General features: G+C 70.4%; 24 protein-coding genes and 1 riboswitch. Of the genes, 14 read left to right on the forward strand and 10 right to left on the reverse strand.

Annotation, left to right across the window (positions count from 1 at the left end):
- Positions 1-7 precede the first annotated feature (7 nt).
- The 5 genes from CRM89_RS20390 (at position 8) to CRM89_RS20410 (ending at position 6271) form a co-directional block, all read left to right on the forward strand.
- Positions 8-613: an ATP/GTP-binding protein gene (locus tag CRM89_RS20390; protein ID WP_011211843.1), complete on the forward strand. Its 606-nt coding sequence runs from the start codon at positions 8-10 to the stop codon at positions 611-613.
- A complete protein-coding gene (locus CRM89_RS20395) occupies positions 610-1884 on the forward strand; it encodes a cytochrome P450 (RefSeq protein WP_060594117.1) in 1275 nt (424 codons plus the stop codon). The genes CRM89_RS20390 and CRM89_RS20395 overlap by 4 nt, the downstream gene beginning before the upstream one ends.
- Entirely contained in the window at positions 1881-3113 is a 1233-nt protein-coding gene (locus CRM89_RS20400) for a cytochrome P450 (RefSeq protein WP_098085639.1), read from the forward strand. Before CRM89_RS20395 ends, CRM89_RS20400 begins: the two co-directional genes overlap by 4 nt.
- Before the next feature lie 218 nt (positions 3114-3331).
- The gene (locus CRM89_RS20405; protein WP_098085642.1) at positions 3332-3853 is read left to right on the forward strand and encodes an OsmC family protein; all 522 of its coding nucleotides are present in this window, start codon (positions 3332-3334) and stop codon (positions 3851-3853) included.
- A gap of 159 nt (positions 3854-4012) precedes the next feature.
- Positions 4013-6271, forward strand: a complete 2259-nt coding sequence (locus CRM89_RS20410; RefSeq protein WP_098085645.1) for an MMPL family transporter — start codon at positions 4013-4015, stop codon at positions 6269-6271.
- A gap of 9 nt (positions 6272-6280) precedes the next feature.
- Here CRM89_RS20410 and CRM89_RS20415 read toward each other — a convergent pair whose 3' ends face one another.
- Positions 6281-6922: a TetR/AcrR family transcriptional regulator gene (locus CRM89_RS20415; RefSeq protein ID WP_060594111.1), complete on the reverse strand. Its 642-nt coding sequence runs from the start codon at positions 6920-6922 to the stop codon at positions 6281-6283.
- Positions 6923-6939: 17 nt separating this feature from the next.
- Here CRM89_RS20415 and CRM89_RS20420 point away from each other — a divergent pair, with 17 nt between their 5' ends.
- The 3 genes from CRM89_RS20420 to CRM89_RS20430 all read left to right on the forward strand — a co-directional run bounded on the left by CRM89_RS20420 (position 6940) and on the right by CRM89_RS20430 (position 10321).
- On the forward strand, positions 6940-7470 hold the full coding sequence (locus tag CRM89_RS20420) for a VOC family protein (protein WP_228790722.1): 531 nt from the start codon (positions 6940-6942) through the stop codon (positions 7468-7470).
- Positions 7471-7572: 102 nt separating this feature from the next.
- Positions 7573-7698: riboswitch (TPP riboswitch) on the forward strand.
- Entirely contained in the window at positions 7691-9334 is a 1644-nt protein-coding gene (gene thiC / locus CRM89_RS20425; RefSeq protein WP_060594110.1) for a phosphomethylpyrimidine synthase ThiC, read from the forward strand. Its footprint overlaps the riboswitch before it by 8 nt.
- A gap of 192 nt (positions 9335-9526) precedes the next feature.
- Positions 9527-10321 carry a thioesterase family protein gene (locus tag CRM89_RS20430; protein WP_011211851.1) on the forward strand — a complete coding sequence of 265 codons (795 nt, stop codon included), beginning with the start codon at positions 9527-9529 and terminating at the stop codon, positions 10319-10321.
- Between the two features lie 6 nt (positions 10322-10327).
- On the opposite strand, the gene CRM89_RS20435 is transcribed toward CRM89_RS20430, so the two are convergent.
- Positions 10328-11476, reverse strand: coding sequence for a GTP-binding protein (locus CRM89_RS20435; protein WP_041560465.1), 1149 nt, complete (start codon positions 11474-11476; stop codon positions 10328-10330).
- An 80-nt stretch (positions 11477-11556) separates the two neighbouring features.
- Here CRM89_RS20435 and thiD point away from each other — a divergent pair, with 80 nt between their 5' ends.
- The 4 genes from thiD to CRM89_RS20455 all read left to right on the forward strand — a co-directional run bounded on the left by thiD (position 11557) and on the right by CRM89_RS20455 (position 16717).
- On the forward strand, positions 11557-12402 hold the full coding sequence (gene thiD / locus CRM89_RS20440; protein WP_098085648.1) for a bifunctional hydroxymethylpyrimidine kinase/phosphomethylpyrimidine kinase: 846 nt from the start codon (positions 11557-11559) through the stop codon (positions 12400-12402).
- A 298-nt stretch (positions 12403-12700) separates the two neighbouring features.
- Complete coding sequence (locus CRM89_RS20445; protein WP_060594107.1) at positions 12701-13327, forward strand: bifunctional 2-polyprenyl-6-hydroxyphenol methylase/3-demethylubiquinol 3-O-methyltransferase UbiG; 627 nt, start codon at positions 12701-12703, stop codon at positions 13325-13327.
- A gap of 67 nt (positions 13328-13394) precedes the next feature.
- Positions 13395-14657, forward strand: a complete 1263-nt coding sequence (locus CRM89_RS20450; protein WP_098085651.1) for a bifunctional glycosyltransferase family 2/GtrA family protein — start codon at positions 13395-13397, stop codon at positions 14655-14657.
- Positions 14654-16717: a glycosyltransferase family 39 protein gene (locus CRM89_RS20455; protein ID WP_098085655.1), complete on the forward strand. Its 2064-nt coding sequence runs from the start codon at positions 14654-14656 to the stop codon at positions 16715-16717. The genes CRM89_RS20450 and CRM89_RS20455 overlap by 4 nt, the downstream gene beginning before the upstream one ends.
- Before the next feature lie 136 nt (positions 16718-16853).
- Here CRM89_RS20455 and CRM89_RS20460 read toward each other — a convergent pair whose 3' ends face one another.
- On the reverse strand, positions 16854-17060 hold the full coding sequence (locus tag CRM89_RS20460) for a DUF397 domain-containing protein (protein ID WP_086842816.1): 207 nt from the start codon (positions 17058-17060) through the stop codon (positions 16854-16856).
- Positions 17057-18004 (reverse strand): helix-turn-helix transcriptional regulator, encoded by a 948-nt coding sequence (locus tag CRM89_RS20465; protein ID WP_172456791.1) that lies wholly within the window; start codon positions 18002-18004, stop codon positions 17057-17059. Before CRM89_RS20465 ends, CRM89_RS20460 begins: the two co-directional genes overlap by 4 nt.
- Before the next feature lie 396 nt (positions 18005-18400).
- On the opposite strand from CRM89_RS20465, the gene CRM89_RS30500 reads away from it, so the two are divergent.
- Complete coding sequence (locus CRM89_RS30500) at positions 18401-18685, forward strand: hypothetical protein (RefSeq protein WP_098700232.1); 285 nt, start codon at positions 18401-18403, stop codon at positions 18683-18685.
- Between the two features lie 53 nt (positions 18686-18738).
- Positions 18739-18876 (forward strand): hypothetical protein, encoded by a 138-nt coding sequence (locus CRM89_RS31070; RefSeq protein WP_172456790.1) that lies wholly within the window; start codon positions 18739-18741, stop codon positions 18874-18876.
- A 22-nt stretch (positions 18877-18898) separates the two neighbouring features.
- Here the strand turns inward: CRM89_RS31070 and CRM89_RS20475 are convergent, their stop codons facing one another.
- The 6 genes from CRM89_RS20475 to CRM89_RS20500 all read right to left on the reverse strand — a co-directional run bounded on the left by CRM89_RS20475 (position 18899) and on the right by CRM89_RS20500 (position 24472).
- Positions 18899-19240 carry a hypothetical protein gene (locus CRM89_RS20475; RefSeq protein WP_127516273.1) on the reverse strand — a complete coding sequence of 114 codons (342 nt, stop codon included), beginning with the start codon at positions 19238-19240 and terminating at the stop codon, positions 18899-18901.
- 106 nt (positions 19241-19346) lie between these two features.
- Complete coding sequence (locus CRM89_RS20480; protein ID WP_228821798.1) at positions 19347-19703, reverse strand: HipA domain-containing protein; 357 nt, start codon at positions 19701-19703, stop codon at positions 19347-19349.
- 142 nt (positions 19704-19845) lie between these two features.
- Positions 19846-20484 (reverse strand): TetR/AcrR family transcriptional regulator, encoded by a 639-nt coding sequence (locus CRM89_RS20485; protein WP_041560468.1) that lies wholly within the window; start codon positions 20482-20484, stop codon positions 19846-19848.
- 5 nt (positions 20485-20489) lie between these two features.
- Positions 20490-21272, reverse strand: a complete 783-nt coding sequence (locus tag CRM89_RS20490) for an enoyl-CoA hydratase family protein (RefSeq protein WP_098085658.1) — start codon at positions 21270-21272, stop codon at positions 20490-20492.
- A gap of 35 nt (positions 21273-21307) precedes the next feature.
- Positions 21308-22468 (reverse strand): acyl-CoA dehydrogenase family protein, encoded by a 1161-nt coding sequence (locus CRM89_RS20495; RefSeq protein ID WP_011211862.1) that lies wholly within the window; start codon positions 22466-22468, stop codon positions 21308-21310.
- Between the two features lie 3 nt (positions 22469-22471).
- Positions 22472-24472, reverse strand: coding sequence for a biotin carboxylase N-terminal domain-containing protein (locus CRM89_RS20500; protein WP_098085661.1), 2001 nt, complete (start codon positions 24470-24472; stop codon positions 22472-22474).
- Between the last annotated feature and the right edge of the window lie 6 nt (positions 24473-24478).

A 24478-nucleotide genomic window follows, 5' to 3' on the forward strand; every position in this document is an offset into this window, starting at 1 on the left:
GGCTCCGTTGCTCGGCACCGCGAGCCAGGGCCTGAAGATCGTCATCGTGGGCGGATTCGGCGTCGGCAAGACCACGATGGTCCGCTCGGTCAGCGAGATCCGGCCGCTCGACACCGAAGCCACCATGACCGACGCGGGCATCGGCATCGACGACCCCACCGCCGCGCCGGGGAAGTCGACCACCACGGTGGCCTTCGACTTCGGCCGCATCACCATCGACGCCGAGAACGTGCTGTATCTGTTCGGTGCGCCCGGGCAGCAACGGTTCTGGTTCCTGTGGGACCGGTTGTTCGCCGGCGCGCTCGGCGCGATCGTGCTCGTCGACCGCCGCCGCATCGCCGACTCCTGGTACGCCATCGACCGGCTCGAGCACCAGGGCACCGCATTCGTGGTGGCGTGCAACAACTTCGGCGGCGCGCCGCAGCAGCTCGACAGCGTGCGCGAGGCGCTCGACCTCGACCCGGACGTGCCGCTGCTGGACTGTGATGCCCGCTCACGCGAATCCTGCAAGCGCGTGCTCGTCACCCTGGTCGAGCAGCTCTACGCGCGCACCAGGCAGATGTCGTCGGTCACCGCACCGCAACCGGTCCGGTCCTCGGGGGGCCCGGCGTGAACGTCCCCGATCTCACCACCGCCCCGGGTGGCTGCCCCGCGCACCGGAACGCGGTACCGCTGAACGGCCCCGTTTTCCACGGCGACCCGCACGACCTCTACAGCCGGATGCGCCGCGACCACGGCCCGGTCGTCCCGGTCGAACTGGTCGGCGGCATCCCGGCCTGGCTGGTGATCGGTTATCGCGAGCTGCACCAGGTCACCAGCGACCCGGAGCTGTTCCCCCGCGATGTCGGCCGGTGGAACCAGTGGCCGAACATCGCCGAGGACTGGCCGCTGCTGCCGATGGTCGGCAGGCCGATGCCCTCGATCTACTTCACCGCGGGCGCCGAACACCGCAGGCACCTGGCGATGGTCGAACCCGCCCTGGACGCGGTGGACCCGTTCGCGCTGCGCCGCACCGTGGAAGACCTCGCCGACCGGCTCATCGACGGTTTCTGCGGGCGCGGGCGCGCCGACCTGGTGGCCGAATACGCCGAGCCGCTGCCGGTGCTCGCACTGGCCTCGGTGCTCGGTTTCCCCGCCGAGGACGGCCCGCACCTGGCCTGGACGATGAAGGCGCTGGCCGACGGCGGCGCCGACGCGCAGTCGGCGCACCTGGCCTTCGGTGAGCAGATGGGCCGGTTGCTCGCGCTGGCGCGCGGCCGCCGCGGCGACGACCTGGTCACCCGGATGCTCGCCCATCACGACACGTTCACCGACGAGGAGTACGTGCTCGACCTGATGGCGGTCACCGCGGCCGGGCACCTGCCCACCGCGGACTGGATCGGCAACTCGGTGCGCCTGATGCTCACCGACGACCGGTTCGCCGCCGCGCTGGGCGGCGGCAGGCACAGCATCGGCCAGGCCATGAACGAGGTGCTCTGGGAGGACACCCCCACCCAGATCCTGGCCGGGCGCTGGGCCGCCCGCGACACCCGCCTGGGCGATCAGGTGATCCGTTCCGGCGACATGCTGCTGCTCGGCCTGGCCGCGGCCAACGCCGACCCGCACGTGCGCCAGTTCGCCGGTGCGGGCGCCGAACCGGCGCAGACCGGCAACAGCGCGCATTTCGCGTTCAGCCACGGCGAATACCGTTGCCCGTTCCCGGCGCAGCAGATGGCCGAGGTGATCGCCCGGACCGCCATCGAGGTGCTGCTGGACCGGCTGCCCGACATCGATCTGGCCGTCGCGGTGCCCGACCTGACCCGCCGCCCGTCTCCGTTCCTGCGCGGAATGGTCTCGCTGCCGGTCCACTTCACTCCCGTTCCCGCCGTCGGAGGATTCTCGTGAACGCCTGCCCCCATTCGGACACCCTCATCATCGACCCGATGATCACCGACCTGGCCGGGGAGACCAGCCGCTTGCGCGCGGCCGGCCCGCTCACCAGGATCGACCTGCTCGGCGTTCCCGCCCTCGCCGTCACCGGTCACACGCTGGCCAGGCAGCTGCTCGCCGACACCAGGCTGGTCAAGGACATCAACGCCTGGTCGCTGTGGCAGTCCGGCACGGTGACCAGGCAGTGGCCGCTGATCGGCATGATCGACGTGGACCGCTCGATGTTCACCGTGGACGGCCCGGAACACCGCCGCCTGCGCATCAAGACCACCCAGGCGCTGACCCGGCGCCGCCTCGACGCGCTGAAGCCGACCATCGAACGTTACGTCGCCGAGCTGCTCGACGACCTCGAGCGCGCGGGCGCCGACGGCGCGGTGGTGGATCTGAAATCGGTGTTCGCCTACCCGCTGCCGATGCGGGTGATCAGCGCGCTGATGGGGGTGCCGAGCGAGGACCAGGAACAGCTGCTCACCTGGTACAAGGCGTTCTTCTCGATCCTCACCCCGCAGGACGAGCGGCTGCGGGTGATCGACGAGATGCACGGGTACTTCACCGAGATGGTGCGTCGCAAGACCGCCGAACCCGGCGACGACCTCACCTCCGCGCTCATCTACGCCACCGACGGGGAGACGCCGCTCACCGAGGAGGAGGTGATCGGCAATCTCCAGGCGCTCGTCGCCGCGGGCCACGAAACCACCGTGAGCCTGATCCTGACCGCGGTGCGCGCGCTGCTGTCGCATCCCGAGCAGCTGCGGCTGGTCCGCGACGGCGAGATCGGCTGGGAGACCGCCATCGAAGAGACCCTGCGCTGGGACGGGCCCGTCATCCATCTGCTGATGCGCTTCGCCACCGAGGACATCGACCTCGGCGACGCCGTGATCCCGCGCGGCGAGGGCGTGGTCATGTCCTACCGCGCGATCGGCCGCGACACCACCGTGCACGGTGCCGACGCCGACGACTTCGACATCACCCGCGCCACCGCCGCCCGGCACATCTCCTTCGGCCACGGCCCGCACATCTGCCCCGGCGCCGCCCTGGCCCGCCTGGAAGCCGCCATCGCCCTCCCCGCCCTGTTCACCCGCTTCCCCCACCTCCACCCCGCCCTCCCCCTCGACCAGATCCCCAACCTCCCCGTCCTCACCCAGAACGACCTGTCCCACTTCCCCATCCACCTGGGCAGGTGAGGTGCCGCTCTGGATCGGACGATGCCGAGAACTCCATGTCCTGATCGCCTCCGGGTGGGCCGGGTGGGCAGTTTCCCTCAGCGCGAATCGAATTCGAAGGTGCAGGTCAGCGCCTTGACCTAGGGGTCACGCGGCCTGGCGGACCGGGTGCGCCGACCTACGCTCGACGCACCGATTCGGGGAATCGACCCGTCCGCCCTCGCCCAAGGAGTTCGCCGATGACCACGTCCACGTCCGCGCTCGGCGCGGTGATCGCCGCAAACCGGGATGCGGTGGAGTCCGATCCCGCCAAGGCCGCCGTCGTGTTCCGCGCCGAGGCCACCGCGCACGACGCGGTCGCCAGTTCGGTGGTGCTGCGCAACTTCCGGGTGGAGGTGGACGAGCCGCCCGCGCTCGGCGGCGCCGACACCGCGGCCAATCCGGTGGAGTACTACCTGGCCTCGCTGCTGTCCTGCCAGGTGGTGACCTGGCGGGTGTGGGCCGAGAAGCTGGGTATCGCGGTCGAGGAGATCCGTGCCGCGGCCGAGGGTGATCTGGACGTGCGCGGCTTCTTCGGCTTCGACGACGCCGTGCGGCCGGGGTTCGGCGAGGTGCGGGTGACCGTGGAGATCACCGGACCGGAATCGCGGGAGCGCTACCTCGAGCTCCAGGAGGCCGTCGACGCGCACTGCCCGGTCCTCGACCTCACCCGCAACACCACCCCGGTGCGAACCACCCTGGTGACCCCCGACCGCGGGTAGCCGCGGGGCGCCTTGTGCGGCAGCCACTTCCCACGCGGAGTGATCTGAATCACTCAGGTCTTCAGAGGTGGTCAGCATCACGGCCGCAGCGGATTCTGTTCGGACGACCGTCCGGTTTACCGTTCGAGAATCATTCCTTCGGACGGGGAGTTCGCGTCGATGTTGACCACCCTCGCTCGGTTCGCGACGACGCGTCCCCGTGTCGTGATCGCGGCCGCGCTGCTGCTCATGCTGGTCTGCGGCGCGTTCGGGGCGAGCGCGTCCTCGCACATGAAGTCGGGCGGCTTCGTCACCTCCGAGCTCGAATCGGTGCGGGCCGCGGACTACATCTCCCAGCACTTCCCCGGCGGTGCGCCCAACTACATCCTGTTGATCACCGCCGAGGACGGTGTCGACAGTCCGGCCGCGCGGGCGGCCGCCGAGCGCGCGGTCGCGCAACTCGGTGAGCATCCCGAGGTCAGCGGAATCCAGTCCTACTGGTCCACCCGGCCCGATCTGGCGAACGCGTTGCGCGGCAAGGACGGACGCAGCGGGCTGGTGGTCGCCGAGATCGCCGGGGACGACTCCGAACTGACCGAGCGGGCGGCCCGCATCAGCGACCAGGTGCAGACCGATGCCGACGGCGTGACCGTCCGGGCGGGCGGACTCGGTGCGGCCTTCGCCGACATGAACACCCAGATCAGCAAGGACCTGATCGTCGCGGAGGCGATCGCGATCCCGCTCACCGGTCTGCTGCTGGTGCTGGTGTTCGGCAGCGTGGTCGCCGCGGCCATGCCGGTGGCGATCGGGTTGTTCGCGGTGGTGGCCGCGCTGGGCATCCTGCGCGCGCTCACCGCCGTCACCGACGTGTCGATCTACGCGCTGAACATGACCACCGCGTTGGGCCTGGCGCTGGCCATCGACTACAGCCTGTTCGTCGTCAGCCGCTATCGCGAGGAACTGGCGCGGGGGCTCGCACCCGCCGCGGCGGTGATGCGCGCGGTGCAGACCGCCGGACGAACGGTGATCTACTCGGCCCTGGTGGTGGCGCTGTCGCTGGCCGCGCTGGCGGTGTTCCCGCAGTACTTCTTCAAGTCCTTCGCCTACGCGGGTGTCGCGGTGGTGCTGGCCGCCGCGGCCGCGGCGGTGATCGTGCTGCCCGCGCTGCTGATGCTGCTGGGCGCGCGCATCAACGCCTGGGATCTGCGGCCGGTGCTGCGCAGGCTGCTGCGCCGTCCCGCGCCACAGGCCGTGCCGGCCGAACACAGCCGCTGGTACCGCTGGGTGGTGGCGGTCATGCGGCGCGCGGCGCCGATCGCGGTGGTCACCACCGTGGTGCTGCTGCTGCTCGGCTCGCCGTTCCTTGGCGCGCAGTTCGGCTACCCCGACGACCGCGCGTTGCAGGCCGCGCCGAGCAGGCAGGTCGGTGACGAACTGCGCGCGAACTTCGCCGCCGACCTGGGCACGAGCACATTCGTGGTGCTCCCGGAATTCCGCGGCGAGGAGGCCGCGCTCGCCGGCTACGCCGCCGCACTGTCCACGGTGCCCGACGTGCCCGCGGTGCTGTCGGGGGCGGGCGTGTACCTCAACGGCTCGAAGGTCGCCGCACCGCCGCCGGGCATGGTCGGCGAGGCGGGCGCGCTGGTATCGGTCGGCACCCGGCTCGACCCGTACTCGAGCGAAGGCAAGGCGCAGCTGGCGCGGCTGCGCGAGGTGCCCGCACCCGGCCCGACCCTGTTCGGCGGGCCCGCCGCGCTCAACCGGGATTCGGTGGCCGCGATCGCCGAGCGGCTGCCCGCGGCGGGAATCCTCATCGCCGTGACGACGCTGATCCTGCTGTTCCTGTTCACCGGCAGCCTGCTGCTCCCGGTGAAGGCGCTGGCGCTGAACATGCTGTCGCTGGCGGCGACCTTCGGCGCGATGGTGTGGGTGTTCCAGGAGGGGCACCTGAGCGGGCTGCTCGGCTTCACCCCGACCGGCAAGCTGGACCTGGCGATGCCGATCCTGATGTTCGCCATCGCCTTCGGCGCCTCGATGGACTACGAGGTGTTCCTGCTGTCCCGGATCCGGGAGGAATGGCTGGCGGGGCCGAAAACCGCCGCGGGGAACACGCACGCGGTGGCGCTCGGCGTGGCCCGCACCGGGCGCATCTTCACCGCCGCGGCGCTGCTGATGAGCATCGTGTTCTTCGCGGTCGCCACCTCCGGGGTGACGGCGATGAAGCTGTTCGGCATCGGTTGCGCGCTGGCTGTGCTCAGCGACGCCACCGTCATCCGCGCGCTGCTCGCCCCGGCGCTGATGCGGGTGCTCGGCACCGCCAACTGGTGGGCGCCCAAGCCGCTGGCCGCCCTGCACGCGCGTTTCGGACTCACCGAGCAGGAAGCTCCCGCCTCACCGGACCCGGCCGTCGACCGCGAGCCTGTCGCGCTGCGCAAGTGAGCGCCGGGTTCAGCGCCGGTGGACGCGCCCGGTGTACACCACGCCGACGAACTCGGTGAGGTCGTCGACGAGCGCCTGCGCGTCGGCCCCGGACTCCTCGCGGTGCCGGGTCCAGTCCGCGACCAGCTCGAACATCCCGCCGATGGTGGCCATCGCGACCGCGAAGCGCCGCCGCGCCGCCCGCTCCCCCGCCTCGGGTTCGGGCGGCCACTGGGTGTCCAGGAACGCCGCCGCCCACCGCCGGTGCACCCGCCGCTGGCGCCGCACCGCGGGCGAGACCTCCGCGGGTTCCCCGAACGCCACCCTCGCCAGCCGCGGGTCCTCCGCGAGCGCGCCGACGAAGGCGGCGACCACCACCGCGCCCCGTTCGGTGAAGTGCCGGTCGGCGTAGCGGAGGGCGGCCGTGCTCACCCGGTCCCTGATCCTGGCCGCGGCCGATTCGAGCAACACCAGGTAGCAGTCGGCGGTACCGTCGAAGGCGGCGTCGAACAGCTCCGGCGCCACCCCGGCGCGCCCGCAGATCTGCGCCGCGGTGGTGCGTGAATACCCCTGATCGGCAAACAGTTCCGTGGCCGCATCGAGCAGTGCGCGGCGATCGTCGGCGGCGATCGATTCCGTGGCGGGCGGGGCGGGCGCTTCCTCACGGGTCACGGAAACCGACAATAGCGATGAGTTCCGCCGCGCCGCGCAGTCCGTACTACGAGCACACCCGACGGCAGGAGCACACCATGCAGAAGATCGTCACGAATCTCTGGTTCGACACCCAGGCCGAGGAGGCGGCCGAGTTCTACTGTTCGCTGTTCCCCGATTCGCGCATCACCGAGATCCGCCGCTTCACCGAATCGGGCATGCGGGAAGCGGGCACCGTGATGACCGTGGACTTCGAACTCGACGGCCAGCGCTTCACCGCGATCAACGGCGGCGGCGAGTACCACTACACCCACGCGATGTCGCTGCTGGTGAACTGCGAGAGCCAGGCGGAGGTGGACCGGTTGTGGTCGGCACTGCTGGCCGACGGCGGCAAGGAGATCGATTGCGGTTGGCTCAACGACCGCTACGGCGTGCCGTGGCAGATCTGGCCCGCCGAGGCCGACGCCCTGCTCACCGGCGACCCGGCGGCCGTCGATCGCGCGACCAAGGCGATGCTCGGCATGAAGAAGATCGACCTCGACGCCATGCGCGACGCCTATAACGGCTGACCGAGGACGCTTTCGGCGGGCGACACGGCCCGCCGCCGCACTCGTGCTCCCGATCCCCGGGCGCGTCGGTGGCGGTGGCGGGTATGGTCGGGCGCGGACAACTTCATCGCCAACGGGGGCTCGCACCAGCGGGCTGAGAGGACGGCTAGCCCATTCGGGCGGTCAGGGCCGTCGACCGTATGAACCTGACCGGGTAATGCCGGCGTAGGGAGGAACAACCATGGCATCCGCCGATCGCGTCACCGCACCCGTCGACACCGTCACCACCGGCCCCATCGAGGGCAGCGTCAAGCACTACCGCGAGGTGGACGGGCTCCGAATCCCGGTGCGGCGCATCAATCTCACCAACGGCGAGACCTTCGACGTGTACGACACCTCGGGCCCGTACACCGACGAGAACGCCACCATCGACCTGGAGGCCGGTCTGCCCAAGCTGCGCGACAGCTGGGACAAGCCGACCGTCGAGGGCCCGCGCACCCAGCTCGCCTGGGCCCGCGCCGGCATCGTCACCCCGGAGATGCGCTTCATCGCCGCCCGCGAGGGCGTCGAACCGGAACTGGTGCGCGCGGAGGTGGCGGCCGGTCGTGCCGTCATCCCGGCCAACCACAACCATCCCGAACTCGAGCCGACCATCATCGGCAAGAAGTTCCTGGTGAAGATCAACGCCAACATCGGCAACTCGGCGGTCTCCTCTTCGATCGCCGAGGAGGTGGAGAAGATGGTGTGGGCCACCCGCTGGGGTGCCGACACCATCATGGACCTGTCCACCGGCAAGAACATCCACGAGACCCGCGAGTGGATCCTGCGCAACTCGCCGGTGCCGGTCGGCACCGTGCCGATCTACCAGGCGCTGGAGAAGGTCAACGGCGATCCCGCCGCGCTCACCTGGGAGATCTACCGCGACACCGTGATCGAGCAGGCCGAGCAGGGCGTGGACTACATGACCGTGCACGCGGGCGTGCTGCTGCGCTACGTGCCGTTGACCGCCAAGCGCGTCACCGGCATCGTCTCGCGTGGCGGCTCGATCATGGCGGCCTGGTGCCTGGCGCACCATCGGGAGTCGTTCCTGTACACCCATTTCGAGGAACTGTGCGAGATCCTGGCCCGCTACGACGTCACCTTCTCCCTCGGCGACGGCCTGCGGCCCGGCTCCATCGCCGACGCCAACGACGAGGCGCAGTTCGCCGAGCTGCGCACCCTCGGTGAACTCACCAAGATCGCGAAATCCCATGGCGTGCAGGTGATGATCGAAGGCCCCGGCCATGTGCCGATGCACAAGATCGTGGAGAACGTGCGGCTCGAGGAGGAGCTGTGCGAGGAGGCGCCGTTCTACACCCTCGGCCCGCTGGCCACCGACATTGCCCCCGCCTACGACCACATCACCTCGGCCATCGGCGCCGCGATCATCGCGCAGGCGGGCACCGCGATGCTCTGCTACGTCACCCCCAAGGAGCATCTGGGCCTGCCCAACCGCGACGACGTGAAGACCGGCGTGATCACCTACAAGATCGCCGCGCACGCCGCCGACCTGGCCAAGGGCCACCCGCACGCCCAGCAGCGCGACGACGCGCTGTCCAAGGCGCGCTTCGAGTTCCGCTGGCGCGACCAGTTCGCGCTCTCGCTCGATCCCGACACCGCGCGCGAGTACCACGACGAGACGATGCCCGCCGAGCCCGCCAAGACCGCGCACTTCTGCTCGATGTGCGGCCCGAAGTTCTGCTCGATGCGCATCTCCGCCGACGTCCGCGAGTACGCCGAGGCCAACAACCTCACCGACGTCGCGGCCATCGAGGCCGGCATGGCCGCCAAGTCCGCCGAGTTCGCCGAATCCGGCGGCAAGGTCTACCTGCCCGTCGTGTCCTGACCGGTGCCGCGGCCCGGCTCCCCCGCCGGGCCGCTCACCCGAGCGCGGCGTCGATCACGCGCCGCGCCCTGGTCGGTCAGCGGGTCAGGGTGCCCGGCCTCGGCCGGGGCGCGGCGGCGGCGGTGGCAGAATCCTTCCCGTAGGAACTATCCGCGACCGGCGACGCCGCCGGTCCGATGGACGGGATCGACCGTGAACGACGCCTTCTATCTGCCGGACCCGGACCGGCCCGACCGGTATCTCTCGACCGAGCTGACCCGCGGCCCGTGGTCCCCGGACGCCCAGCACGCGGGCCCGCCCTCGGCGTTGCTCGGGCACGCGATCGAACGGTGCGAGCCGCGCGAGGGCTTCCAGGTGGGCCGGGTGGCGGTCGAGATCCTGGGGCCGGTGCCGCTGGCCCCGCTCACCGTCGAGACCCGCGTCGCCCGGCCCGGTCGCAGTGTCGAACTCGTGGAGGCGACGCTGTCCGCCGACCGCGGGCCGGTGATGAAGGCGAACGCGTGGCGGTTCCGGCGCGCCGAGCCGGAACTCGAACTGCCCGAACAGTTCCAGCCCACCGGTACCCGGCCCGGGCCCGAGACGGCCCCGCCGCCCGCGCCGTTCCCCGCCACGCAGCCGGTCGGCTTCCACACCGCCATCGAATACCGTTTCATCTCCGGCTCGTTCACCGAACCGGGCCCCGCCGTGTGCTGGATCCGGCTGAAGTACCCGATCGTCGCGGGCACCACCCCGAGCGCGCTGGAGCGCACCCTGGCCGCGGCGGATTCGGGCAACGGCGTGAGCGCGGTGCTGGACTGGTCGCGGTTCCTGTTCATCAACACCGACCTCACCGTCACCCTGCACCGCCAGCCGGTCGGCGAGTGGGTGTGCCTCGACGCCGTCACCCATCCGCAGCCCAGCGGTCTCGGCATGGCCGAGTCGGCGCTGTTCGACGAGAAGGGCCCGCTCGGACGCAGCACCCAGACCCTGTTCCTCGCCCCGCGTTAGCGGCGCTCAGGCGTGCTCGTGCAGCTCGCCCCACGCCGGAAACGGATCCGGGTAGGTCGCCCAGGCGGCCGGGCCCGCGGCGAACTCGGCGTCGGTGAGCAGCGCGTCGGCCAGCTGGGCACGCAGCCCGTCGACGTCGAGCTTCACACCGATGAAGACGATCTCCTGCCCCGGCGGGATGTCCAACGCCGACCACCAGGAGGCCGGTTCGAAGCTGAGGTTCGGACCGGCCTGCGACCAGAGCGCGGCGAACTGGCTGCGGCTGGCGATCCAGCAGAAACCCTTGCTGCGCAACAGTCCCCGCAGCTGGTCGAGCACGGCCGCCAGGCGCGCGGGATGGAACGGCCGCTCGGCGGTGAAGGTGAGGCTGCGGATGCCGTACTCCTCGGTCTCGGGAACATGCCCGCCCGCCAGTTCCTCGGTCCAGCCCTCGGATGCGGCGGCCAGCACCGGGTTGTAGCGCCCGGTGCCGAGCACTTCGGCGAGATCGACCACGCCGTGTGCGGTGCGCAGCACGCGGGCGCGCGGGTTCATCCGCCGCAGGGTGGCCTCGACGGTGCCCGCGGCGTTCTCGCTGACCAGATCGGTCTTGTTGAGCAACAGCACGTCGGCGAATTCCACCTGGTCGACGAGCAGGTCGGCGATGGTGCGCTCGTCGCCCTCCCCGGCCTGGAGATCCCGCGAGGCCAGCGTGTGGCCGCGCACCACCTCGGCCAGGAAGGTCGAGGCGTCCACCACGGTGACCATCGTGTCCAGCCGCGCGAGATCGCCGAGGCGGAACCCGTCCTCGAATTCCCATTCGAAGCTCGCCGCCACCGGCATCGGCTCGGAGATGCCGGTCGACTCGATGACCAGCTGGTCGAAGCGGCCCTCGCGCGCGAGCTTGCCCACCGACTCGATGAGGTCCTCGCGCAGGGTGCAGCAGATGCAGCCGTTGGTCAGTTCCACCAGCTTCTCCTCGGTGCGGTCCAGGTGGCCCTGGCCCGCGACGAGCGCCGCGTCGATGTTCACCTCGCTCATGTCGTTGACGATCACCGCGACGCGGCGACCCTCCCGGTTGGCGAGGATGTGGTTGAGCAGGGTGGTCTTACCCGCGCCGAGGAAGCCGGAGAGCACGGTGACGGGCAGCAGGTCGGAAGGCGATGAAGTCGTCATCCTGTAAATGGTAATCATTTTCAATTAACACCGCGCACCGGCTGCCCATTCCCCGCCGCGCCACCGTATGGTGCACATCTGTGAAGCTGTTGCCGCTCCCCGCCGAAGGCCAGACGCCGGTGCGCGTCCTCACCATCGCAGGCACCGATTCCGGCGGCGGCGCCGGAATCCAGGCCGACTCCCGCACGATGACCCTGTGCGGAGTGCACGCCCTCGTCGCCGTAGCCGCCGTGACGGTGCAGAACTCGGTGGGGGTCAGCGGGTTCCACGAGATCCCGCCGCAGATCGTGGCCGATCAGGTGCGCTCGGTGGCCGGCGACATCGGCGTCGGCGCGGCCAAGACCGGCATGCTGGCCTCCTCGGCGATCATCGAGGCGGTCGCGGCGGTCTGCCGGGAGGTGGGCATCGGCGGCGACGGCCCCACCCCGCTGGTGGTCGATCCGGTGGCGGCCTCCATGCACGGCGACCCGCTGCTGCACGAGGAGGCGCTCGACGCCGTCCGGCACACCCTGTTCCCGCTGGCCACCGTCGTGACGCCGAACCTGGACGAGGTCCGCCTGCTCACCGGCATCCGGGTCACCGACGAGGCGTCGGCCCGGCGCGCCGCCGAGGCGCTGCACGCGTTCGGCCCGCGCTGGGTGGTGGTCAAGGGCGGGCACCTGCGCTCCTCCGAGGTCAGCACCGACCTGCTCTTCGACGGCACCACCTTCCAGGAGTTCACCGCGCCGCGGATCGCCACCGGCAACGACCACGGCGGCGGCGACACCCTGGCCGCCGCCGTGGCCTGCGCACTCGCACACGGCTACCCGGTGCCGGAGGCGGTCGCCTTCGGCAAGGAGTGGACCCGGCGCTGCCTGGCCGCGGCCTACGATCTCGGCGCCGGCCACGGCCCGGTGTCGCCGCTGTGGCGGTTGCATCGGTCCTGAGCGGCGAGACACGCCGACCGGTCAGCGGGAGCGGCGCACCGGAATTGTCGGTGCCCGGGTCCATACTGAGGACAGTCGTCACCACCCCGGTCCCAACGACGTGACCGTCCCGAACAACGGCGTTCCCGGTGGCAACGGCTCTTCGAGCCCCGGCGTCGTCCGCGGCGGCAGGCCGGGGCCGCGATCGCGTCCGGCACATTTGCCGAACCGGCAACAAACTTTGCCGTCAGCCCGCATGTCCGGGCACGATCTCCCTCGCGGAGCCACCGCAGACCATCACGCGAGGAGGAGACGGCCGATGACCGAGACCACCCCCGAACAGTTCTGGGAAGACTTCTACCGCGAGCGCGACGCGGTGTGGTCGGGCAAGGTGAACGCCCTGTTCGCCCGCGAGGTCGAGCACCAGACGCCCGGCACCGCGCTCGACCTCGGATGCGGGGAGGGGGCCGACGCGATCTGGCTGGCCGAGCGCGGCTGGCGGGTCACCGCCGTCGACATCTCCACCGTCGCGCTCGAACGCGCCGCCGCCCACGCGGTCGAAGCCGGAGTCGACCACCGCATCACCTTCGCCAGGCACAACCTGCTCGAGTCCTTCCCCGCCGGCTCCTTCGACCTGGTCGCCGCCCAGTTCCTGCACTCGCCGGTCGCCGCGCCGGGCGAGCGCGACGGCATCCTCACCCGCGCCGCCGCGGCCGTCGCGCCGGGCGGACTGCTGGTGGTCGTCGCGCACGCCGGCTGGCCGAGCTGGATGACCGAGCCGCCGTCGTTCGAGTTCCCGACGCTCGAGGGCACCCTCGCGCTGCTCGATCCGGACGGCCGCTGGACGGTCGAGACCGCGGAACGGATCGAGCAGGAGATGACCGGCCCCGAAGGGCAGATCGGCACCCGCGCCGACACCGTGCTGCGGATGCGCAAACCCGCCTGACCGGTTCCCAGGAACCTCCCAGCTCGGTCCCAGCGGCGCCGGAGCGACGCCACCGAAGGTGGTGGCCATGACCGAGACCGTGGCCGTCGCCAGGACGGCGCAAGACATCGATGCCACGGGCCGCCCGCCCGTGCTGGACGTGGTGATCCCCGTCTACAACGAGGAGGCCGACCTCGGCGACTGCGTGCACCGGCTGCACGAGTACCTGCGCGGCGGCTTCCCGTTCCCGGCCCGCATCACCATCGCCGACAACGCCAGCACCGACGCGACCCTGCGCGTCGCGCACGAACTCGCCACCCGGTATCCGGGCCTGCGGGTGGTGCACCTGGAGGCCAAGGGCCGCGGGCGGGCGCTGCGGGCGGTGTGGGAACGCTCCGACGCCCAGGTGGTCGCCTACATGGACGTCGACCTGTCCACCGACCTCGACGCCCTGCTGCCGCTGGTCGCCCCGCTCGTGTCCGGCCACTCCGACCTGGCGATCGGCACCCGGCTGGACACCTCGTCGCGGGTGGTGCGCGGACCCAAGCGCGAGATCATCTCCCGCTGCTACAACCTGATCCTGAAAGCCTCCCTGCGCGCGCACTTCTCCGATGCGCAATGCGGTTTCAAGGCCGTGCGCACCGCGGTCGCGCGGCAACTGCTGCCGCTGGTCGAGGACGGCGAATGGTTCTTCGACACCGAACTGCTGGTGCTGGCCGAGCGGGCCGGGCTGCGCATCCACGAGGTGCCGGTGGACTGGATCGACGATCCCGACAGCCGCGTCGACATCGTCGACACCGCGATCAAGGATCTGCGCGGAGTGTGGCGGCTCGCGCGCGCCATTTCCACGGGCGCGCTGCCGCTGGACGAGCTCCGCGCCGCGATCGGCCGTGAGCCGCTGGTGTCGGGCGTGCCGCTGGGAATGGTCGGGCAGGTGGTGCGGTTCGCGATCATCGGCGTGCTGTCCACGCTCGCCTACATGCTGCTGTATCTGGTGTTGCAGCCGGTCGCGGGCGCGCAGGGCGCGAACTTCCTGGCCCTGCTGCTCACCGCGATCGCCAACACCGCCGCCAACCGCGCGTTCACCTTCGGGGTGCGCGGGCCGGGCCGGGTGCTCACCCACCAGTTCCAAGGAATGCTGATCTTCGGGTTCGGCCTGCTGGTGACCAGCGGCTCGCTGTTCGCGCTGCACCGCTGGGCGCCCGCCGCGCCGGTGCACGTCGAACTGGTCGTGCTCGTCACCGCCAACCTCGTCGCGACGCTGGCCCGCTTCCTCGGGCTGCGCTGGGTGTTCCGCAATCCACCGGCCGCGACCCCGATCCGCACCGGCCAGACAGGAGCCGCCCGGTGACCACACTCCTCTCCCCACCCGAACACGCTGCCGCGCAGCCGGTTCCGCGGCGACGGCGGCTCGACCGCGAGTACGTCCTGCTGGCCCTGCTGTTGGTCGGCACCACCGTGGCCTACCTGTACAACCTGTCCGCCAACGGGTGGGCCAACGCCTTCTACTCGGCTGCCGTGCAGGCGGGGTCGCGGTCGTGGCAGGCGTTCTTCTTCGGTTCCTCCGACGCCGCGAACTCGATCACCGTCGACAAACCGCCCGCCGCCCTGTGGCCGATGGCGCTGTCGGTGCGCCTGTTCGGCTTGAACAGCTGGAGCATCCTGGTACCGCAGGTGCTCATGGGGGTGGGCAGTGTGGCGTTGCTGTGGGCGACGGTGCGCCGCAACTTCGGCGCCGCCGCGGGCCTGCTGGCCGGGCTCGTCCTGGCCGTCATCCCGGTGGCCGCGTTGATGTTCCGTTTCAACAACCCCGACGCGCTGCTGGTGCTGCTGATGGTCGCCGCGGCATGGGCGACGACCCGCGCGGTCGCCGACGGCCGCTGGCGCTGGCTGATACTCACCGGCGCGTTCATCGGATTCGGTTTCCTCGCCAAGCAGTTGCAGGTGCTGTTGGTGGTGCCCGCACTGGCACTGACCTACCTGGTCGCCGGTCCGCCGCGGCTGATCCAACGGATCGCGCAACTGTTCGCCGCCGGCGCCGCGATGGTCGTCGCCGCGGGGTGGTGGCTGCTGGCCGTGGAGCTGTGGCCGGCGTCGTCCCGGCCGTGGATCGGTGGCTCGCAACGCAATTCCATCATCGAACTCACCCTCGGATACAACGGTCTCGGCAGGCTCAACGGCAACGAGACCGGCAGCGTCGGTCCCGGCGGCGAGCTGCCGCCCGGCGGCAACGGCATGTGGGGCAGCACGGGAATCACCCGGCTGTTCGAGCCCGCGCAAGGCGGTCAGATCGCCTGGCTGATCCCGGCGGCGTTGGTGCTCATGGTCACCGGGTCGGTGTTGCGCGGCAGGGCACCCCGCACCGACGGCCGCCGCGCCGCCCTGATCCTCTGGGGCGGCTGGCTGGTGGTGACCGGGCTGGTCTTCAGCTTCATGGCGGGGATCTTCCACCAGTACTACACGGTCGCGCTGGCACCTGCGGTCGCCGTCCTGGTCGGCGCCGGAGCCGTGCAGGCCTGGCGGGAGCGCGATCGGTGGTGGGTGCGGATCGCGTTGGCATCGGCGGTCGGGCTCACCACGGCGACGGCGTGGCTGCTGTTGTCGCGCAGCGCGGATTTCCTGCCGTGGTTGCGGTGGACCGTGCTCGTGGTGGGTGGGCTCGCGACCGTGGGCATGCTCGTGCCCGTCCGGCGCGAGTTCGCGGCCGGTGTCGCGGTGGCGGCCGCGCTGGCCGGGTTCGCCGGGCCGGTCGCCTACACCGTGCAGACGGTGGGGACCTCGCATCAGGGGTCGATCCCCACCGCCGGTCCACAGGTGAGCGGGCGCGGCGGGCCTGGCATGGGCGGCGACGGCATGCGGCTGATGGGCGGCCCCGACGGCGTTACCCGCTCCGACGGCGGTGGGCGAACCATGCCCGATGGAGGCACCGTGCCGAACGCCGGTGCCGCGCCCGGTGGTGGCGCAGCGACTCCCGGCACCGCGCCGGGTAACGGCTTCCCGGGTGACGGCGGCACCGCCGGTGGGACGGGCCGCGAACTGTTCGGCATGGGCGGACTACTCGGCGCCGGCACCCCCAGCGACCAGGTCGTCAGCTTGATCGAGACGGACGCCGACACCTACACCTGGGCCGCCGCCGCCATCGGCTCCCAGAGCGCCGCCGGCCTCCAACTGGCCACCGAACTCCCTGTCATGCCCATCGGCGGCTTCAACGGCAGCGACCCCTCCCCCACGCTGGAGCAATTCCAGCAGTACGTCCGCGACGGCAAGATCCACTACTTCATCGGCGGCGGCCGCGGCGGACCGGGCGGATCGACCTCCGAAAGCTCCCGCATCAGCACCTGGGTCGAGGAAAACTTCACCCCCACCGTCGTCGACGGCGTCACCCTCTACGACCTGACCACCCCGAAATAACCACCCATCCCGCTGCCCACCGGCACCCCGACCGCCGGTGGGCAGCGGTGTGCGATCCGATCGGATACCAATTGCGCACCGTCGTGCTCGCGGCGGCGGGCACCCGCCGAACTCCACCTCGAGGCGCCTCGAGCGCTCACGGACGATCGAACTCGCCGCCCTGCACGCCGTTCAGGAAAGCGTCCCACTCCGCCGGAGTGAACACCAACACGCCCCCGGACGGGTCCTTCGAGTCGCGGACCCCCACCATGCCGCCATCCAGGAACGCAACTTCCACGCAGTTGTCGTTCCCCCCACTGTGGCTGCTCTTGAACCAACGCGCCCGGGACAGGTTCGTGCTCACGGCCCGTACTCCTTTGCTACCCGCCTGAGCAGGCGTTTACTCTCACTCCGATCCAACGCTACCCGCTGGATGCGCCGGAACGCCTCCCGGTAGGCGCGCACACTGCGAGGCGTTTCCAAATGCATACTGCCAGCGAAGCTTTCGACATAGACCACCGGCGGCTCGTTCGCTTTCCCGCTGTTCGCGCCGAAGTCGAGGAGCGTGAACGCATCGACCGCCTTGCCCATCGGGTATCCCGCACAATCCGGCAACACCCGTACCGATACATTCGGCGGCATATCTGCCAGATGTCGGAGCTGTCGGCTCATCAGTCGGGCGCCTCCGACGATCCGGCGCAAGACTCCCTCGTCGAGCACCAAGTCGACCTCCAGCGGTGACAGGGAGCGGTTGATCAACCCAAGCCTCTTTCTGCGCACTTCCATTCGCTGCGCCCGTTCGCCAGGCGAATCGTCGTGGAAGTAGATTCGATCCAAAACCTCTGCGTACTCCTGGGTTTGGAAAAGACTGGAGATGATGTCCGGGCGATACACGGTGAGCCGCTCGGCTGCGGCTTCCAGTCCCAGATAGACCTTGAAACTCGGGGCGAGCATATCCGTACGCTCATCCCACCAACTCTGTTCTCGGCGTTGCGCAGCAAGCGTTTTGAGTTCCTCGAGCCGGTCCATCCCCTGATAGAGCCGACAGAGCTTGACCAGCTTGGCGTCGTGGATCTTGGACGCCTGTCCGCACTCGAGGCGCTGAAGCGATCCCGACCCCATTCCTACCGCTTTTGCTGCCGTGAGAATGGAAAGCCCGGTTTCGCTGCGCATTTCGCGAAGAATCCGGCCGAGCTGGCGGTGCGGAACCCCCGTCACCACCGGCCCGTCAGGGACCACCTGCCCCGGCGTGGGTGACGATTCACGCTCCCGATCGTCGGCACTTCCCCTGGTCACCGACTTGCCCATGGCGTGCTGATCCCCCTCACTCTCGGTGCGCCCCTTGCTTCGTGGGTGACACGATCGGCCGACCCCGGGTGATGGAAACCAACGGCGCGGGGTGGCTCCAGCTGCAAGTATGGGCGATCTCCTGGGCAGATGCAGCGGAATCGACGGGTCACCCGATGGGTGACCCATTTCGCTTCCGGGCGTGCTGTTCTGCCGTGCATCACAGCCCGACGCACGACACGCGGAGGAGACCAGATGGACAGCGAATTGCCCCAGCGGGTGCCCTTCCCTCGTTCCCGTGGCACATACCGCTCTCTCCCAGCCCAACTCCTCGAGCGGTACCGCGCCGCGCTGCGGCGATGGGCCGACGCACCAGAACCACCAACCAACAGGGCCTACCGATCTCTCCCTCCCTCGATGACCGTCACCGAGGCGATCGAGATGTCATCGGCGGGAGGGCTTTTCCGAACGGAATCCACATCCGGGACAGTCGTCGAATGGTTCGTCGAACAAGGCGTTATCCACGTCGCCCGGATACAGTTCGCGACGGGTCGAATCATCGAGCTTCCGGGCTCTCCCGACCTCGGGATGTGCTTCGAGACGATGCCTCGCGACGTCTGGAATGCCATCCGAGAAGCGTGGGAAGGCGAGCGCTCACGCCGGAGAGGCACTCGATGGTCATGCCAGGAGAACGACCGGTGACCTCACCGCTTCCGTACGAACGTGACGTCTGCCTGGCCGTGATCCTCGCTGGAATGTCTTTACGGTACGTTGCCTGCCTCACGGCAGCGCTGATCTTCGTCCAGATATGGCCGGGGCGGGTGCTCGTGGTGGACGACCCCGCCGCGGCATACCCGCGACTGCCGACCGAGCGGCTCTACGTCGAGCCGTAGACGGGCTGCGGCCGGATGAGCATCAGCCCGTGACGGTGACCGTTGTTGTGGTGGAGCCGCCGTTGGGGCACCAGGCGGCTACGGTGTGTGTCCCGGCGGGGACGGCGTCGACGAACACGTTGCCGGTCGGGGCGACGGCGAGGCTGAGGGTTTCGGGGGTGCCGAAGTAGGGGTCGACGCGGCACCACTCCGGCGCGTCACCGCCGAGCGGGGTGACCGTCACGACCATCCAGTTCGCCCCGGTCGCGACTGCCACCGCGGGCGGCGGGGGCGGCTCGCTGCCCGCCACCCCGGCGGCACCGGCCACCATCAGCGGCCCCGCCAGCAGTGCCGCCATCCGCCCGAAACTCCTCGACGCCGTCATGGTGCTTCCTCTCGTTCCTCCGAATCCGGTCCACCCATATGACGCGACCCCCACGGCCAGTCTCCCATCCACCGGCCCTCACAGAGGGGCAACGACTCGATCGGACTCACTCGGGGGCGGACAACTCCTGCCGCCGCTGCTCGATCAGCTCCGCGAGTCGTCGCGTCGAGGCTTCGTCGAACCCGATCTCGCCCAGCCTCCCGATCCACGGTTGGGCCGCCTCGCTGATGCGGTCCAGGCTGCGGGCCAGCGCGCGCCGGGGAACACCGAGACGCTCGGCGGCCTCCATCCACCATCGGTGCCCGAGCCTGGCATTCCGGCCGTACAGTGCCAGCGCCATCGGGTCTTTCCAGGACAGGTACGGCTGCGTGGTGAGCAGGTCGTAGGCGGGGGTGACCTCCCAGATCCCGCTCGGCGCCCGAAGGATGGAGAGGTTCTTGCCGAGTCGGTGCAACATTGCCATCACAACGATAAGTGGCGGACTTCCCAGATCGCACCGACGACAGCGCCTTAACTCTGCCGCGACAACGATAAGAGGTTTGCCGCAGCGAGCCGACCGGCCATGCGAAGACGGCCTGCGTTGCGCCGTGGGCGACAACCAGGAGTTACGCCGGTTCCGCGGCCACGGACACCACACCCGTGTGCAGTGCCGAGTGCAGGGTGACGGCCCACTGGTGGATGATCTGCTTGCGCCGGGCGGAGTCGTCGGTGAGGACGTCCGCGAGGCCGAGTCCGCGGGCAAGGTCGAGGGTGGCTTGGACGAGGTGGTGGGCGACGGGGTCGGAGTCGTCGACGCCCAGGGCTTCGACGGCGCGGCGGTGGGAGGCGCGGCCGAATTTGGCTTCCAGGGGGACGATGCGTTCGCGGAGCACCGGGTCGGCGGCGGCGTGGGTCCACACCTGGAGGGCGGCCTTGAACAGCGGGCTGGTGTAGGACTCGACCAGGCCCTCGACCACGGCTTCGGTGCGGGCGATGCCGTCGAGCTGCTCGGACATGGCCTCGGCTTCGCGCCTGGCCTGCTCGTTCCTGGTGTCGAACATGTACTCGAGCGCGGCCGTGATGAGGTCTTCCCTGGTCGGGAAGTGGTGCTGGGCCGCGCCGCGCGACACCCCGGCCCGTTCGGCGACCACGGCGACCGTGGCGGCGGCCCAGCCCATCTCGGCCAGGCAGTCGATGGTCGCCTCGAGCAGCCGCTGCCGGGTGGCGCGGCTGCGGTCCTGCTTGGGTTCGTGGGGTGTCGCCATGATCGTCATTCTGCCCAGGTGGGCGGGCGGCGTTGCAGGAAGGCCGTCATGCCCTCGCGCACCTCGGGGGTGCCGAAGAAGCTCGCCGAGCGTTGCGCCAGTTCCTCGGCGGACCGGTCGAATTCGGCGAGGATGGGCGCGTTGACGAGTCGTTTGGCCTCGGCCAGGCCCTGCGGGGCGCCCTTGCGCAGTTCCGCGCACAGCCGCGCCACCTCGGCGGTGGGGTCCTCGGCGGTGACGGTGACCAAGCCGATCCGCTCGGCCTCGGCGGCGCCGAACTTCTCCCCGGTGAGGTAGTAGCGGGCGGCGGCGCGCGGTTCCAGGCGCGGCAGCAGGGTGAGCGAGATCATGAACGGCGCCAACCCGATGCGCACTTCGGTGAGCGCGAACGAGCTGCCCGGCCCGGCGACTACGATGTCGCAGCCCGCGACGATTCCCATGCCGCCCGCGCGGACGTTGCCGTCGATCCGGGCGATCACCGGCTTGGGGATCTCGACGAGCCTGCGCAGCACGCCGATCATCGTGCGGGTGCGCTGATCGGCGGCGACCGCGGGATCGGTGTCGCCCGCTTCGCTCAGGTCGGCGCCCGCGCAGAAGGTGTTGCCGGTGTGGGTGAGCACGATGCCGCGCACCGCCGGGTCCGCGGCCGCGTCGTCGAGACCGCGCAGCAGGTCCGCGACCAGGCGTGCGGACAGCGCGTTGCGGTTGTGCGGGGAATCGAACGTCAGCACGGCGAAGCGGTCGCGGACGTCGTAGCGCACCAGCGGCGCGGTGGAGGTGTCGGTCATCGTGCTCCCCTTCCGGCGGATCGGTACGGCGCGGATCAGTACGACTTGGGCAGGCCGAGCGAGTGCTGGGACACGAAGTTCAGCACCATCTCCCGGCTCACCGGCGCGATCCGCGCGATGCGGGCGGCGCCGAGCATCGCGGCCAGCCCGTAGTCGGCGGTCAGGCCCGCGCCGCCGTGGGTCTGGATGGCCTGGTCGAGCGCCTTGATGCTGACCTCGGCGGCGGCGTACTTGGCCATGTTGGCGGCTTCCGCCGCGCCCATCTCGTCGCCCGCGTCGTAGAGGGTGGCGGCCTTCTGCATCATCAGCTTGGCCATCTCCAGCTCGATCTTCACCTGCGCCAACGGATGCGAAATGCCTTGGTGCGCACCGATCGGCGTCTTCCACACCGTGCGCTCCTTGGCGTATTCGACGGCACGGTCGATGGCGTAGCGGGCCACGCCGACGGCCATCGCCGCACCCATGATCCGCTCGGGATTCAGCCCGGCGAACAGCTGCATCAGCGCGGCGTCCTCCCGGCCGACCAGTGCGCTGGAGGGCAGGCGCACGTCGTCGAGGAACAGGCTGAACTGGTGGTCGGGCTCGATGATGTCCATCTCCTGCGCCACCTTGGTGAAGCCGGGGGCGTCGGTGGGCACGATGAACAGGGCGGGCTTGAGCTTGCCGGTCTTGTGGTCCTCGGTGCGCGCGACGATCAGCACCGCCTCGGCCTGGTCCACGCCGGAGATGAAGATCTTGCGGCCGGTCAGCAGCCAGTCGTCGCCGTCACGGCGGGCGGTGGTGGTGATCTGGTGGGAGTTGGACCCGGCGTCGGGTTCGGTGATGCCGAAGACCATCTTGGCCGAGCCGTCGGAGAGCTTGGGCAGCCACTGCTGCTTCTGCTCGTCGGTGCCGTAGCGGCTGATGATGGTGCCGCAGATGGCCGGGGAGACCACCATGAGCAGCAGGCCCGCGCCTTGGGCGGACAGTTCCTCCATCACCAGTGCCAGCTCGTACATGCCCGCACCGCCGCCGCCGTACTCCTCGGGCAGGTTCACCCCGAGGAAGCCCAATTTCCCTGCCTCGTCCCACAACTCGGTGAGGGGCTCGTTCTTGCGGGCCTTGGGCAGCACGTAGTCGCGATAGGTGTACTTGGCGGCCAGCGCGGCCACCGCGGCCCGCAGCTGCTTGCGCTCGTCGCTCTCGATGAAGCTCATGGCTCAGTCCTTCTCTGTGTCGTCGGCCGCGGGTTCCACGACGGCCAATACCGTGCCGATGTCGACCTGCTGGCCGACCGCGACGTTCACCGCGCTGAGCACACCGGCGGCGGGCGCGGCGATGGTGTGCTCCATCTTCATCGCCTCCAGCCACAGCACCGGCTGACCCGCGTCCACGCGGTCACCGACGGCGGCGCCGAGCCGGATGACGCTGCCCGGCATCGGGGCGAGCAGCGAGCCGGTGGCCACCTGGTCGGCCGGATCGCTGAAGCGCGGCAGCCTGCGCACGCTCACCGGACCCAGCGGCGAGTCCACGCACACCAGATCGCCGTAGCGGGCGACGTCGAACACCCGCCGCACCGGGCCGCGCTCGCCCGGCACCGCCAGCACGACCCGCTCGGGGCCGGCCTCGACCAGTTCGAGTCCGTCGTGCCCGTCGACCAGCACGCCGGAACGGGTGAACCGGTAGTCGACGTCGTGCACGCCGCTGACCCGGCTCTCGTAGGACTTGCGCTGCGACTGCGAGGGCAGGTTGCGCCAGCCGCTGGGCAACCCGCCGCCGACCCGGGCGGCGGCCCGGTTGGCGGCGGCGTCGGCGAGGGCCGCGGCCACGATGGACAGCCGCTCGTCGGCCGCGCTCACCAGCGGCGCCGACAGGGTGTCCAGGCCGTGGGTGGCGAAGAATGCCGTGTCGGTGTCACCGGCGAGGAAGGCCGGGTGGCGCAGCACCCGGACCAGCAGGTCCCGGTTGGTGACCAGACCGTGGATGCGGGCCCGCTGCAACGCCGAGGCCAGCAGGCGGGCGGCCTCGGCGCGGGTCTCGGCGTAGGAGATCACCTTCGACAGCATCGGGTCGTAGTGCACGCCGACCACCGAACCGTCCACCACACCGGTGTCCAGCCGCACGCCGGCCCGGTCGAGCAGATCGAATTCGGTGCGCACCAATGGAATGTCGAGGCGGTGCACGGTGCCGCTCTGCGGCTGCCACTCGTGGGCCGGGTCCTCGGCGTAGAGGCGCACCTCGATCGAATGTCCGCGCAGCGCGGGCGCCCGGGCGGGCAGGGCCGCGCCCGCGGCGATCTCGAGTTGCAGCCGCACCAGGTCCAACCCGGTGGTGCACTCGGTGACCGGATGTTCCACCTGCAGCCGGGTGTTCATCTCCAGGAAGTAGAACTCGCCCGCGTCGTCGGCCAGGAATTCCACGGTGCCCGCGCCGGTGTAGGAGATCGCGCCCGCGGCCAGCCGGGCGGCGTCGAACAGCCGCTCCCGCATGCCGTCGATGCGTTCGACCAGCGGCGAGGGCGCCTCCTCGACGACCTTCTGGTGCCGCCGCTGGATGGAGCATTCCCGCTCGCCGACGGCCCAGATGGTGCCGTGCGTGTCGGCGAGCACCTGCACCTCGATGTGGCGGCCGGTCTCGAGGTAGCGCTCGCAGAACACGGTCGGGTCGCCGAAGGCGGATTCGGCTTCCCGGCGGGCGGCGGCGATCTGCGGTTCGAGATCGGCCAGCTCGCGCACCACCCGCATGCCGCGGCCACCGCCGCCCGCGGAGGCCTTGATCAACACCGGCAGATGCGCCTCGGTGACCTCGGCCGGATCGAGTTCGGCCAGCACCGGCACACCCGCGGCGTCCATCAGCTTCTTCGAGGCGACCTTCGAGCCCATCTCCTCGATCGCGGCGACCGGCGGCCCGACCCACACCAGTCCCGCGTCCAGCACAGCGCGGGCGAACTCGGCGTTCTCGGAGAGGAAGCCGTAGCCGGGGTGCACCGCGTCGGCGCCCGCGGCGAGTGCCGCCTCGATGATCAGCTCCCCGCGCAGATAGGTCTCGGCCGGGGCGTTGCCCGGCAGCCGGACCGCCGCGTCGGCCTCGCGCACATGGGGTGCGGCGGCATCGGCGTCGGAGTACACCGCGACGGTGCCCAGTCCCATCCGGCGGCAGGTGGCGAACACCCGCCGGGCGATCTCGCCTCGATTCGCGACCAGCACAGTGGAAATCGTCATCGCGTG

The organism is Nocardia sp. FDAARGOS_372 (assembly GCF_002554515.1).
GTDB lineage: Bacteria > Actinomycetota > Actinomycetes > Mycobacteriales > Mycobacteriaceae > Nocardia > Nocardia farcinica.